We start from the raw sequence: 12206 nt of genomic DNA, 5'->3' as shown, positions 1-12206 counted from the left end.
GACCGCTCGGAATCACTCGCAGGTGCCGCTTATCGATCTTGTCGTACCGGTGTTGTCGCAGGTCATTTCACTTGTGGGTGGAGTCGTCGCGCCCGTCGGGGGCGTCCGCGGCCCCCGGCTGCAACAGCCGCGGGAAGTCCCGGAACGCGGCCGGCATGTCCACCGATCCGGGGTCGGGCAACCACTGGTACCGGAGCCCGTCCAGCACCGCCACGAGCAGCGGCGCGGCCCGCTCCGGAGTGAGACCGCCCGGCAGCGCCCCGCCGTCCTCCGCGCGCAGCATGGCCGCCATGCTCGCGCGCGCCTGCGTGTAGTTCGACTGGACCCTCGTGCCCGGCGTGTACGAGGTGCGGGCAGCGCGCTCGCTCGGCGACGTACGCATGACGGCGGCCACGGAGGTCAAGGAGTAGCGGCAGCTCCTCGGACCGGAGAGTCCCGGAGCAGCACCTGACCCCGCTCCGGGGCTCTTCTCGTCCGGTCAGCGCACCGAGAACCCGTACACGGTCGTCGACACGTACTCCTCGCGGTCCGTACGTACCGCCGTGCTGCTCAAACCCGCGTCCATGATCACGGACCTTAGACCACGTGCCGGTGGCTACGCCGGGGGCTTCCGAGCCGTGACATTGCGGTACGCGATCTCGGCGAGCCGGGCCTGGCCGCTCAGCCCCGGATGGAACCAGTCCCACTGGCTGAGCTGCCGGCCACTGAACGGGTAGTCGAAGACCGCACCCCCGTCGTACCGGCAGCGCAGGTCCTTCGCGCACACGTCCCGCAGCACCTCGTTGTACGCCACGACCCGCTCCTGCACCGAGGTTCGGCGCGCCACGGCGCCGGCGCTCATGTCATCCGCATGGCCCAGCATCGACTTGCAGATGCCCAGCTTCCAGATCTGCTTGCCCAGGGCGTTGTCGCGCCCCGTCGACCAGAGGCGTTTGAGATCCGGCACGCTCGACACGTACACCTGCGCCTTCGGCGCCTTGCTGCGGAGCTGACGCATCGAAGCCTCGAACGAGGCCCGGAAGTCCGCCACCGGCGTCATCAGCCTCGCCGAGTCCCGGCAGGCGTCGTTGGCGCCGATCATCACGGTCACCAGGTCCGGCTTCCGCTCCGCCGCGAGAGCCATCTGCTCCGCCAACTGGGCGATCCGGGCCCCGGTCTCGGCGTGGTTCCAGCTGTGCGAGGCCGCGCCCGAGGAGCCGAGCAGCCGCACGGCGAGGCTCCGGACCTTGCGGTCCGTGCCGGTCGCCCAGGAGGCCTCGGGGCAGTCGGCCAGCACGGAACAGGCGTCGAAACCACGGGTGATGGAGTCCCCGACCGCGGCGACCGACCCGGGACTGGGGTTCCAGGCGGGGGAGGGCGCGGCAGACGGGTGGCGCTGCCCGGCGGCGGACCCCTTGGTCGTCCCGTCCGACCCGGTGTCACAGCCGGCCAGCGCGGCCACGGCGATCACCGGAAGCGCCGTCAGAACGGCGGCACTGGTGCGCGAGCGATGGCTCGCGGAACGATTCTGCATCCCTCATGCCCTCCCGTTTATGCCCCCGGCAACCCCGTGAAGCCCCAGGCGACACGCCCGCGCGCCCTGCCGGGTGAAAGGTGTGCGAATGATGGGCCCAGGACCGACGGTACGTCACACCTCGGGCGCCGTCGCACGGTAGCTTTTCCCCGTCGAACCAGTGCCGCGTTCCACCACCCGACTCCACTTGGGTGGCTTCGTATCATCACATCACGTCACATATCGTCCCTTTTCCGGAGATTCACTTCCGATGCTGTTTACTGACGACAGCCTCGGGGACCGGCCGAGAAAAGGCGGTACGGGCGCGAGGCCGCTGGGGAAGGCGAACCTCGTCCCACACTGGAGGTCCCGGTGACGACACGTGGAGTCCTGTACGTTCACTCCGCACCGCGCGCGCTCTGCCCACATGTCGAGTGGGCGGTGGCGGGTGTCCTCGGTGTGCGGGTGCAGCTCGACTGGATCAGACAGCCGGCCTCGCCCGGCACCTGGCGGTCCGAGTTCTCCTGGAAAGGCGCCGCAGGCATCGCGTCGAAGCTTGCCTCCGCATTGCGGGGGTGGGATCTGCTGCGCTTCGAGGTGACGGCGGAGCCGTGTGCGACGGCGGAGGGCGAGCGGTACAGCTCCACGCCGGAGCTGGGCATCTTCCACGCGGTCACCGGCATGCACGGCGACATCCTGGTGCCGGAGGACCGGTTGCGGGCCGCTCTGGCGCGGTCGGTGCGGGGGGAGACGGAGCTGGAGGCGGAGATCGCCAAACTTCTCGGCAAGCCGTGGGACGACGAGTTGGAGTCGTTCCGGCATGCCGGGGAGGGGGCACCGGTGCGGTGGCTGCACCAGGTGGTGTGAGGGGCGCCTGTGGCGTGCCTGTTCCCCGACCCGCCCCTTCCCGAAACCGGGGCTCCGCCCCGGGCCCCGCACCTCAATCGCCGGCGAGGCCGGCGTCCGGCGCGACAGAAATCAGCCCCTCCGGCGATGAGGAGCCGGGCCCGGGGGCAGAGCCCCGGAAACGTCCCGCGCAGCGGACGAGGCCCGCCTCCCCACTCGGGGGAGGCGGGCCTCGGTGTACCGGGCCGCGGGCCAGGGGTCAGACGCTGCGGAACGCCAGCACCACGTTGTGCCCCCCGAACCCGAACGAGTTGTTGATCGCGGCGATCGACCCCTCGGGCAGCGGACGGGGTTCACCGCGCACGATGTCGGCCTCCACCGCCTCGTCGAGGTTCTCCACGTTGATCGTCGGCGGAGCCATCCGGTGGTGCAGCGCCAGGACCGTCGCGACGGTCTCGATGCCGCCCGCGCCACCGAGCAGGTGACCGGTCATCGACTTCGTCGCGGAGATCGCGACGTGGTCGAGGTCGTCGCCCAGGACCTTGCGCAGAGCCTTCAGCTCCGCGACGTCGCCCTGCGGCGTCGACGTGGCGTGCGCGTTGATGTGCACGATCTCCGACGGCTTGAGATCCGTCTGGTCCAGCAGGTTCTGCATCGCGGCAGCGATCCCGCGCCCGGTCGGCTCGGGCTGCGCGATGTGGTGGGCGTCCGCGGACAGTCCCTGGCCCAGTACCTCGCAGTAGACCTTGGCGCCACGCGCGGCCGCGTGCTCCGCGGACTCCAGGACGACGACACCGGCACCCTCGCCGAGCACGAAGCCGTCACGGCCCGTGTCGTAGGGACGGGACGCCTTCTCGGGCTCGTCGTTGTTCTTGGACATCGCCATCATGTTGGCGAACGCCGCGATCGGCAGCGGGTGGATGGCCGCCTCGGTGCCACCGGCGAGCACGACATCGGCACGGCCGGTGCGGATCATCTCGACGGCGTACCCGATGGCCTCGGCGCCCGACGCACAGGCGGAGACCGGAGCGTGGACACCGGCCTGCGCGTTGACCTCGAGGCCGACGTTGGCGGCCGGGCCGTTCGGCATGAGCATGGGCACGGTGTGCGGGGAGACACGGCGAACGCCCTTCTCCTTCAGCACGTCGTACTGGTCGAGGAGCGTGAGCACGCCACCGATACCGGAGGCGATGACCGAGCCGAGCCGGTCGGGCTGGATCTTCTCGTCCTCACCGGCCTTGCCAATGAAGCCGGCGTCCGCCCAGGCCTCGCGGGCCGCGATCAGCGCGAACTGCGCCGATCGGTCCAGCTTGCGGGCGAGCGGGCGGGGCAGTACGTCGCCCGGGTCGACAGCCGCGAGGGCGGCGATCCGGACGGGCAGTTCGGCGAAACGTTCGCCCTCGAGAGGGTTGACGCCGGAACGACCGGCCATCAGACCTTCCCAGGTCGACGCCGAGTCGCCACCCAGCGGAGTGGTTGCGCCGATACCGGTGACGACCACGGTGCGATTGGTCGAGTTCACTGGAAAATCTTCTCCACGTGTAGAGGGTCGTGAATCAGCGGCGCCACCGCCGGGTGGCGACACACGAGCCGGCTGGATCAGGCCTGGTGCTTCAGGATGTAGTCGGCAGCGTCGCCGACCGTCTTGAGGTTCTTGACGTCCTCGTCCGGGATCTTGACGTCGAAGCGCTCTTCGGCGGCGACGACGACCTCGACCATGGACAGCGAGTCGACGTCCAGGTCGTCGGTGAAGGACTTGTCCAGCTGGACATCCTCGACCGGGATACCGGCGATCTCGTTGACGATCTCGGCGAGACCGCTGACGATCTCTTCCTGGGTGGCGGCCATGTTGGCGCTCCTTCGATGTGTTTCTGCAGGGTTCGGACGTCCGGACCGGAAGGTCCGGTGTGCCTAGGGGAGAGTAACGACCGTCGCGGCGTAGACGAGACCCGCCCCGAAGCCGATGACGAGCGCGGTGTCGCCGCTCTTCGCCTGACCGGTCGCCAGGAGCCGCTCCATAGCGAGCGGAATCGAGGCGGCGGAGGTGTTGCCGGTGGTCTCCACGTCACGGGCGACCGTGACGCTCTCCGGCAGCTTCAGGGTCTTCACCATCGAGTCGATGATCCGCATGTTGGCCTGGTGCGGAATGAAGACGTCCAGGTCTTCCGGGGTGATCCCGGCCGCGTCCAGCGCCTGCTGGGCGACCTTCGCCATCTCGAAGACGGCCCAGCGGAAGACCGCCTGGCCCTCCTGCGTGATGGCCGGGAACTTCTCCGGGCGCTTGGCGTGGAACTCGTCCCACGCCACGGTCTGCTTGATCGTCTCGGACTTGTCGCCCTCGGAGCCCCAGACCGTCGCGCCTATGGCGGGGACCTTGGAGGGCCCGACCACGACCGCACCGGCACCGTCGCCGAACAGGAACGCCGTCGCGCGGTCGTGCAGGTCGGTGAGGTCGCTGAGCCGCTCCACGCCGATGACAAGGACGTACTCCGCCGAACCCTCGACGATCATGCCCTTGGCGAGGGTCAGGCCGTAGCCGAACCCGGCGCAGCCGGCGGAGATGTCGAACGCGGCGGGCTTGCCCGCACCGATCCTGTGGGCGATCTCGGTCGCGATGGCCGGGGTCTGCTTGAAGTGCGAGACGGTGGAGACGACGACGGCGCCGATCTGCTCCGGCGTGATGCCGGCGTCGGCGATGGCCTTGCCGGACGCCTCCACGGACATCGCGGCCACGGTCTCCTCCTCGGAGGCCCAGTGGCGGGTGGCGATGCCGGAGCGGGAGCGGATCCACTCGTCCGACGAGTCGATCGTTTCGAGGATCACCTCGTTGGGCACGACACGGGTCGGCCGGTAGCCACCGACGCCCATGATCCGTGCGTACGCGGCGCCCTTGCTGGGCTTGATCTTCGACATGCTCTCGGGCTCCTTAGGCGTCTGCGTGCTCAGCGAGGAGCGCGCGGGCCGCGTCGAGGTCGTCGGGGGTCTTGAGCGCGAGGGTCCGCACCCCGGGCAGCGCCCGCTTGGCGAGACCGGTCAGGGTCCCACCGGGGCAGGCCTCGATGAGCGTCGTGACGCCCAGCTCCTTGAACGTCTCCATGCACAGGTCCCAGCGGACCGGGTTGGCGACCTGGCCGACCAGCCGCGAGATGACCTCGGCGCCGGAGGCGACCGTCTTTCCGTCGGCGTTCGAAACATACGTCACAGTCGGCTCGGAGACCGTCAGTGCCGCGGCGGCCTCGCGGAGCCGGTCGACCGCGGGAGCCATGTGGTGCGTGTGGAAGGCACCGGCGACCTTGAGGGGCACCACGCGGCGCACGCCCTCGGGCTTGTCCCTGGTCAGCGCGGCGATCTGCGCGGCGGTACCGGCGGCGACGATCTGGCCGCCCCCGTTGACGTTCGCCGGGGTCAGACCGAGCTTCTCCAGGTGTGGGACCGTCACCTCCGGGTCGCCGCCGAGCAGCGCCGCCATCCCGGTCTCGGTGACCGCTGCGGCGTCCGCCATGGCGAGTCCGCGGGTGCGTACGAGACGGAGCGCGGCCTCCTCGTCGAGGACACCGGCGAACGCCGCCGCGGTGATCTCACCCACGCTGTGACCTGCGACGACGTCGGGCGACGCGCCCAGTGCGGCGGCGGACAGCAAGCCCGCGGCGACCAGCAGTGGCTGAGCCACCGCGGTGTCGCGGATCTCGTCCGCGTCGGCCTTCGTGCCGTAGTGGGCAAGGTCGAGCCCGACGGCGTCGGACCAGGCCGCGACGCGGTCGGTGGCACCGGGGAGGTCGAGCCAGGGAGTCAGGAAGCCGGGCGTCTGAGCGCCTTGGCCGGGAGCGACGAGTACGAGCACCCTCACACTCTCTCTTGCGAACAGTCCTGAACGCCCGTGGGGACAGGGACGAAGAACCGTAGGGGGAATTGTTGATGTCCGACAAAAGTCTAGGACTGGGTATCTCTGTCGGCCAGACGCCCCAGAATCAGGGCGATTCGCAGCGTGAACGCCGAGCGGACATCGGAGGGCGACCATCCGGTGACGTCCGTCACACGTCGGAGCCGGTAGCGCACGGTGTTGGGGTGCACGAACAGCATCCGGGCCGCGCCCTCCAGGCTGCTCGCCTGCTCCAGGTACACACTCAGAGTCTCCAGCAGCGCCGAGCCCGCTTCCTCCAGCGGTCTGTAGATCTCCTCCACCAACTGGTCGCGCGCGGCGGGGTCGCCCGCAATGGCGCGCTCCGGCAGCAGATCGTCCGCCAGAACGGGCCGCGGCGCGTCCTGCCAGGCACCGCACGCCTTGAGCCCGGCGGCGGCGGCCTGGGCGGACCGGGTGGCCGCCAGCAGGTCGGACACCACGGGCCCGGCGACGACCGGCCCGGCCGCGTACGGGCCGATCAGCGCCTTCGCGACGTGCAGCGGGTTGTCGCTGCCGCCCGCGATGACGACCAGACGGCTGCCGAGCACGCCGGTGAGTACCTGGAGCTTGGCGTGCCGGGCGGCGCGCCGGATCGCCTCGACGGTCAGTTCGCTGTCGCCGTCGGGGGCCGTGCCGAGGATCACACACACATGCTCGGGGGAGTTCCAGCCGAGCGCGGCGGCCCGGGAGACGGCTCCCTCGTCGGCCTCCCCGGACAGCACCGCGTTCACCACGAGCGATTCCAGCCGGGCGTCCCAGGCGCCGCGCGCCTCGGCCGCCTGCGCGTACACCTGGGCGGTCGCGAAGGCGATCTCCCGTGCGTAGACGAGCAGCGCCTCGCGCAGCAGCGACTCGTCGCCGGGCGCGGCGACCTCCTCGATCGCGGCCTCCATGACCTCGATCGTCGTACGCACCATCTCGACGGTCTGGCGCAGGGTGATCGCCCGGGTCAGCTCGCGCGGAGCCGTACCGAACACATCGGTGGAGATGGCCTGCGGCGTCTCCGGGTGCCGGAACCACTCGGTGAACGCGGCGATTCCGGCCTGGGCCACCAGGCCGATCCAGGACCGGTTCTCCGGTGGCATCGCCCGGTACCAGGGCAGCGACTCGTCCATGCGGGCGATCGCGTTCGCGGCCAGCCGGCCGGAGGACTGCTCCAGCCGCTTCAGGGTCGCGGCATGCAGGTGGGCGTCATTCGCAGCAGGCTGCTCAGGATCGGATCGGGGCACGGAGACAAGACTGCCTTATCAGGCCACGGGCACGGTGGGCCGGGGCCACCGCGGGTCGTACTGCCGGGTAGCGGGCGGCCGGTGGCCGGCCGGGACGCAGGGGTGCCGGGCCGGGCTACCGTGGACCCGTGATTTCCGTACAGCGCGCGGACGACCGGTATACGGGCGGGGACGAGGCCGCCGGCATTCTGTCCCGGCACGCCTTCTCCTTCGGGTCCTTCTACGACCCGGACAACCTGCGCTTCGGCGCGATCCTGGCGTGCAACGAGGAGCGGCTGGCGCCCGGCGCGGGCTTCGACGAACACCCCCACAGCCATACGGAGATCGTCACCTGGGTGGTAGAGGGCGAACTGACCCACCGCGATTCGGCCGGTCACGCCACGGTCGTACGCGCCGGGGATCTCCAGCACCTCAGCGCCGCGGCCGGGGTGCGCCACGTCGAACGCAACGACGGAGACGTTCCGCTGACATTCCTTCAGATGTGGCTGTCCCCGCTCTCCCCGGGCGGCGAACCCTCGTACACGATCGTCCGCGGCATCGCCGACTCCACCCCGTACGCCCTCTCCGAGGCGGACGCCCTGCTGCATGTGCGCAGACTCGCCGGGGGCGAGCGCACGGCGGTGCCGGACGCGGCGCGGGTGTATGTGCAGGTGGTGTCCGGCGAGGTGCGGCTCGACGGCGAGATGCTCGGCCCGGGCGACGCGGCGCGGATCACCGGGGCGGTGGGCCTGGAGCTGGTGGCCGAGGCTCCGGCGCAGGTACTGGTGTGGGAGCTGTCGGGCTGAATCCGCGCGCGTCGAGGTCGCGGACGGCTGTCCGGAACTGCCCCGCGCGGTACTGGGTGATGTCCTCGACGAGGGCGGCCGGGAACTGGTCCTGGTCGATGCCGTCACCGACGGCTGGGGCGTGGAGCCGCGCCGCGACGGCCGTGGCAAGACGGTGTGGTCCGAGTGCCGGGCCGCGAAGGCGGCGGACGGATGATCTCCCTCAGCGGCCGGAGCCGAGCTCCGCGAGCACCGCGTCCGTGAACGCCGGCCACACCTCGACCGCCCACGGGCCGAAGGCCCGGTCGGTGAGCGCGACGCACGCCGCGCCCGCCACCGGGTCGATCCACAGGAAGGTGCCGGACTGCCCGAAGTGCCCGAACGTCGCGGGCGACGAGGAACCGCCCGTCCAGTGCGGCGACTTGTGGTCCCGGATCTCGAAGCCGAGCCCCCAGTCGTTGGGGTTCTGGTGGCCGTAGCCCGGCAGCACACCCTTGAGGCCGGGGTGCACGACGGTCTGCGCGGCCAGCACCGTACGCGGGTCGAGCAGCCGGGGCGCCTGCACCTCCGCCGCGAACCGTACGAGATCGTCGACGGTCGAGACGCCGTCCTTGGCGGGCGAGCCGTCCACCATGGTCGAGGTCATTTCCAGCGGCTCCAGAACCGCCTGGCGCACATACTCGGGAAACGGGATGTCGGTGGCCTTGGCGATGTGGTCGCCGAGCACCTCGAAGCCCGCGTTGGAGTACAGCCGCCGGGTACCCGGGGCGGCCGTCACCCGGTGCTCGTCGAAGGCGAGCCCGCTGGTGTGCGCGAGCAGGTGCCGGACGGTGGAACCCTCGGGCCCGGCCGGCTCGTCGAGCTCGACCGCGCCCTCCTCGTACGCCACCAGCGCCGCGTAGGCCGCGATCGGCTTGGTGACGGAGGCGAGCGGGAAACGGTGCGCGGCCGGGCCGTGCGTACCGACGACGGTGCCGTCCGCTCGTACGACGGCCGCCGCCGCGGTGGGGACGGGCCAGTTGTCGATCATCGCCAGGCTCTGCATACGTATGAGCCTAAAGGGCCGTCCTGCACTGGTCGGAGGGGGTGTCCCGGCCGCCGCCGAAACCCGTCGCCGTTTGCGCTTGCTTCGAGTGCACTCCAAGGTTCTAGCGTGGAGGTCATGACGGTGATGGAGAGCACTTCCGTACGGACGGACGCCTGCGCATCGGCCCTGCGGGCGCATCCCCGCCCCGAGGGTCAGGACCGCTACACCATCAGCGAGGTCGCGGCCTTCACCGGACTCACCGCCCACACGCTGCGCTGGTACGAGCGGATCGGGCTGATGCCGCACGTCGACCGGTCGCACACCGGTCAGCGCCGCTTCACCAACCGTGACCTGGACTGGCTGGCCTTCGTCTCCAAGCTGCGGCTGACCGGGATGCCGGTCGCCGACATGGTCCGGTACGCGGAACTCCTGCGCGAGGGCGAGCACACCTTCGAGGAACGGCAGGAACTGCTGGAGTCGACCCGCCGCGATGTGAGGACGCGGATCGCGGAGCTTCAGGACACCCTCGCCGTCCTCGACCACAAGATCGACTTTTATGCGAGCGCCCGCCGGGCGCCGGAGAGGCCTTGCAGCTGATGACTGACAACAAGATCGCCACCGTGGAACTCGGGAACGGCGGCCCGCAGGTGGGCGTGCAGGGACTCGGCTGCATGGGCATGAGCGAGTTCTACGGGGACACCGATGAGTCCGCCGCGCGCGAGACGCTGGAGACGGCGCTGGCGGCGGGCGTCACGCTCTTCGACACCGCAGACGTGTACGGTCGCGGCGCCAACGAGACGTTCCTGGCGCCGTTCGTCGGGGCACACCGGGGCGAGATCACCCTCGCCACGAAGTTCGCCATAGAGCGGACCGACGATCCGCACTACCGGGGTGTGCGCAATGACCCCGCGTACATCCGCCAGGCCGTCGAGGACAGCCTGCGCCGGCTGAACACCGATGTCATCGACCTCTACTACATGCACCGCCGCGACCCGGCAGTCCCGCTGGCCGAGTCCGTCGGCGCGATGGCCGAGCTGGTCCAGCAGGGCAAGGTCAAGCAGCTCGGGCTGAGCGAGGTCACCGGCGCGGAGCTGCGCGAGGCGTACGCCGTGCACCCGATCGCCGCCCTGCAGTCCGAGTGGTCGCTCTTCAGCCGGGACGTCGAGCGCAGCGCCGTGCCCGCGGCGGTCGAGCTCGGGGTGACCTTCGTGCCCTACTCGCCGCTCGGCCGGGGCTTTTTGACCGGGGCGTTCACGGACGCGTCCAAGGACCTGTCGGACGGCGACTTCCGCAAGTACCAGCCGCGCTTCACCGGCGACAACGCGAAGACGAACGCCGCTCTGCTGGAGCCCGTCCACAAGATCGCGGCGGCGCACGGGGCGTCGGCCGCGCAGGTGGCGCTCGCCTGGGTGCAGCAGCGGGCCCAGGTGCACGGTCTGACCGTGGTGCCGATCCCGGGCACCCGCAAGAGCAGCCGGCTGCTGGAGAACGTGGCCGCCACCCGGCTCACGCTGACCGCGGAGGAGCTGGCACTGCTGGAGCCGATCGCGGGACAGGTGGCGGGGGACCGGTACCCGGATATGAGCTCGACGTCCGCCGCGCGCGAGTAGTTGGTTTCCGGCGGGCCGGGGCGCCCGGCGATCGTGGTGTCCTCAAGTGCCGGACGGGCTGGATGCGCGCCGCCCTACGCCGGCCCCAGCGCGAACACGGCGAACCCCGCCGCGAGCAGCCCCGCCGCCGCAGGCGCCCGATCCCGCGCCTCACCCCCTCAAGGCCTCCCAAGCGACAGGGGGTGGGCTCCCGACGCCCGGCGACTCCGCTTGCGGCGTTGGCGTCGGTCACCGACGCTCCGCGTCGACTCCCGCCTCCGCCTTGCCATCGAAACCGCACGATCAGAGGTCACCCGGCAGGCTCTCAGCCACCCGCTACAGCTCCGCGAGCAACTGGGCCTTCTTCGCGCTGAACTCGTCGTCCGTCACGAGTCCCGCCCGGTGCAGCTCTCCGAGGTGCCGGATCCGCTCGGCGATGTTCGCCGGATCGCGGCGCCCCGTACCCGGGACGGCGGCCGCCGTCCCGGGTACGGACTGCTTCCTGCGTACGGACTCCAGTACGGCGGCCGCGAACGGCAGCGACTCGTGCACCGGGCCGTAGCCGAGCCCGAAGATCACCGCGGCCGGGTCCTGATCGGCCTGGGTGGGCCGCGCGGCCATCGCCTGCGGACCGGGCGCGGCATCCGTACGGGGTGTTCCTCTCTCCGCGCCCGCCGGTGAACCCGCGCCTTCGGCGCCTCGCGGCACCAGCCGCAGGTAGCCGTCGAACGCCTCGGGCGACCGCCACTCGACGCCGCTCAGTTCGGTGACCGGAAACGTCTGGTCACCCGCCTTCCACTTCGCCGTGGAGGCACCCGTCCAGAACCAGCGGAAGGAGATCCGGTCGCCGTCGAAGCTGGCCCGGCCGTCGTACGCCTTGAACTGCATCGGCGCCTCGGGGGCCGCGACCAGGAAACGTTCGGCGGGTTCCCCCGCGCCCGGTCCGAGCAGTGCGCGCAACTCGTCCGCGTAGTAATCGGCGAGCGTCTCGCGTTCGGCGGGCAGCACCAGCCGGTACGGATCGCAGCCCTCCTTCAGCTGACCCGCCGCAGCCTCCAGCAGGGGATCGGCACCGGGTCTCGGCACCGCGTGCAGCACCACCGTGCCCCGCCTGCCCGGGGTCAGCGTCACCGACGACAACGCCGCGTGCGGAATACGGCGTTCACGCAGGCTCTGAAAGAGCTTCGGCGTGCGGATACCCCTTCCGAAGCGTATGAGCACGGAGTCGGTGTCGAACTCCCAGGTGGCATGAATTCCGGCCAGCACATCACCCATGTGCCTCATCGTATGCGGCACTTGCCCGCACGTCCCCCCTCGGCGTATGCCGCAATTCATGCCCCGTTGCGACTCTTTACGCG

Annotated in this window: 12 protein-coding genes and 1 pseudogene; 4 read left to right on the top strand and 9 right to left on the bottom strand. The window is 70.7% G+C overall.

The window, feature by feature from the left end:
* Window positions 1-67: 67 nt before the first annotated feature.
* Window positions 68-364: pseudogene (locus tag AB0I23_RS12550) on the bottom strand (TetR family transcriptional regulator C-terminal domain-containing protein); the annotation flags it as partial.
* A gap of 231 nt (window positions 365-595) precedes the next feature.
* On the bottom strand, window positions 596-1513 hold the full coding sequence (locus tag AB0I23_RS12545) for an SGNH/GDSL hydrolase family protein (protein WP_359109202.1): 918 nt from the start codon (window positions 1511-1513) through the stop codon (window positions 596-598).
* Between the two features lie 351 nt (window positions 1514-1864).
* Here AB0I23_RS12545 and AB0I23_RS12540 point away from each other — a divergent pair, with 351 nt between their 5' ends.
* Window positions 1865-2359, top strand: coding sequence for a DUF3145 domain-containing protein (locus AB0I23_RS12540; RefSeq protein WP_359109201.1), 495 nt, complete (start codon window positions 1865-1867; stop codon window positions 2357-2359).
* A 238-nt stretch (window positions 2360-2597) separates the two neighbouring features.
* Here AB0I23_RS12540 and fabF read toward each other — a convergent pair whose 3' ends face one another.
* The 5 genes from fabF to AB0I23_RS12515 all read right to left on the bottom strand — a co-directional run bounded on the left by fabF (window position 2598) and on the right by AB0I23_RS12515 (window position 7468).
* Complete coding sequence (gene fabF / locus AB0I23_RS12535; protein WP_359109200.1) at window positions 2598-3860, bottom strand: beta-ketoacyl-ACP synthase II; 1263 nt, start codon at window positions 3858-3860, stop codon at window positions 2598-2600.
* A 77-nt stretch (window positions 3861-3937) separates the two neighbouring features.
* Entirely contained in the window at window positions 3938-4186 is a 249-nt protein-coding gene (locus AB0I23_RS12530) for an acyl carrier protein (protein ID WP_266986003.1), read from the bottom strand.
* A 63-nt stretch (window positions 4187-4249) separates the two neighbouring features.
* Window positions 4250-5251: a ketoacyl-ACP synthase III gene (locus tag AB0I23_RS12525; protein WP_359109199.1), complete on the bottom strand. Its 1002-nt coding sequence runs from the start codon at window positions 5249-5251 to the stop codon at window positions 4250-4252.
* Between the two features lie 13 nt (window positions 5252-5264).
* The gene (locus AB0I23_RS12520) at window positions 5265-6179 is read right to left on the bottom strand and encodes an ACP S-malonyltransferase (protein WP_359109198.1); all 915 of its coding nucleotides are present in this window, start codon (window positions 6177-6179) and stop codon (window positions 5265-5267) included.
* 89 nt (window positions 6180-6268) lie between these two features.
* Complete coding sequence (locus AB0I23_RS12515) at window positions 6269-7468, bottom strand: PucR family transcriptional regulator (RefSeq protein ID WP_359109197.1); 1200 nt, start codon at window positions 7466-7468, stop codon at window positions 6269-6271.
* A gap of 128 nt (window positions 7469-7596) precedes the next feature.
* Here AB0I23_RS12515 and AB0I23_RS12510 point away from each other — a divergent pair, with 128 nt between their 5' ends.
* Window positions 7597-8253, top strand: a complete 657-nt coding sequence (locus tag AB0I23_RS12510; RefSeq protein WP_359109196.1) for a pirin family protein — start codon at window positions 7597-7599, stop codon at window positions 8251-8253.
* 202 nt (window positions 8254-8455) lie between these two features.
* On the opposite strand, the gene AB0I23_RS12500 is transcribed toward AB0I23_RS12510, so the two are convergent.
* The gene (locus AB0I23_RS12500; RefSeq protein ID WP_359109195.1) at window positions 8456-9277 is read right to left on the bottom strand and encodes a serine hydrolase domain-containing protein; all 822 of its coding nucleotides are present in this window, start codon (window positions 9275-9277) and stop codon (window positions 8456-8458) included.
* Window positions 9278-9394: 117 nt separating this feature from the next.
* Between AB0I23_RS12500 and AB0I23_RS12495 the strand changes: the two genes are divergently transcribed.
* Window positions 9395-9856 (top strand): MerR family transcriptional regulator, encoded by a 462-nt coding sequence (locus tag AB0I23_RS12495; protein WP_359109194.1) that lies wholly within the window; start codon window positions 9395-9397, stop codon window positions 9854-9856.
* Window positions 9856-10869 (top strand): aldo/keto reductase, encoded by a 1014-nt coding sequence (locus AB0I23_RS12490; protein WP_359109193.1) that lies wholly within the window; start codon window positions 9856-9858, stop codon window positions 10867-10869. The genes AB0I23_RS12495 and AB0I23_RS12490 overlap by 1 nt, the downstream gene beginning before the upstream one ends.
* A gap of 315 nt (window positions 10870-11184) precedes the next feature.
* Here AB0I23_RS12490 and AB0I23_RS12485 read toward each other — a convergent pair whose 3' ends face one another.
* Window positions 11185-12123, bottom strand: coding sequence for a DUF4429 domain-containing protein (locus tag AB0I23_RS12485; RefSeq protein WP_359109192.1), 939 nt, complete (start codon window positions 12121-12123; stop codon window positions 11185-11187).
* Window positions 12124-12206 lie beyond the last annotated feature (83 nt).

Origin of the sequence: Streptomyces atratus (assembly GCF_040655115.1) — a bacterium.
GTDB classification, from domain to species: domain Bacteria; phylum Actinomycetota; class Actinomycetes; order Streptomycetales; family Streptomycetaceae; genus Streptomyces; species Streptomyces atratus_D.
Note: the sequence above shows the minus strand (reverse complement) of the source record. Positions and strands in the feature narration are given on the sequence as shown.

Coding starts and splice junctions, on each gene's coding strand:
- AB0I23_RS12530 (WP_266986003.1), bottom strand. CDS start 4,186: ATGGCCGCCACCCAGGAAGAGATCGTCAGCGGTCTCGCCGAGATCGTC.
- AB0I23_RS12545 (WP_359109202.1), bottom strand. CDS start 1,513: ATGCAGAATCGTTCCGCGAGCCATCGCTCGCGCACCAGTGCCGCCGTT.
- AB0I23_RS12485 (WP_359109192.1), bottom strand. CDS start 12,123: ATGGGTGATGTGCTGGCCGGAATTCATGCCACCTGGGAGTTCGACACC.
- AB0I23_RS12500 (WP_359109195.1), bottom strand. CDS start 9,277: ATGCAGAGCCTGGCGATGATCGACAACTGGCCCGTCCCCACCGCGGCG.
- AB0I23_RS12490 (WP_359109193.1), top strand. CDS start 9,856: ATGACTGACAACAAGATCGCCACCGTGGAACTCGGGAACGGCGGCCCG.
- AB0I23_RS12525 (WP_359109199.1), bottom strand. CDS start 5,251: ATGTCGAAGATCAAGCCCAGCAAGGGCGCCGCGTACGCACGGATCATG.
- AB0I23_RS12495 (WP_359109194.1), top strand. CDS start 9,395: ATGACGGTGATGGAGAGCACTTCCGTACGGACGGACGCCTGCGCATCG.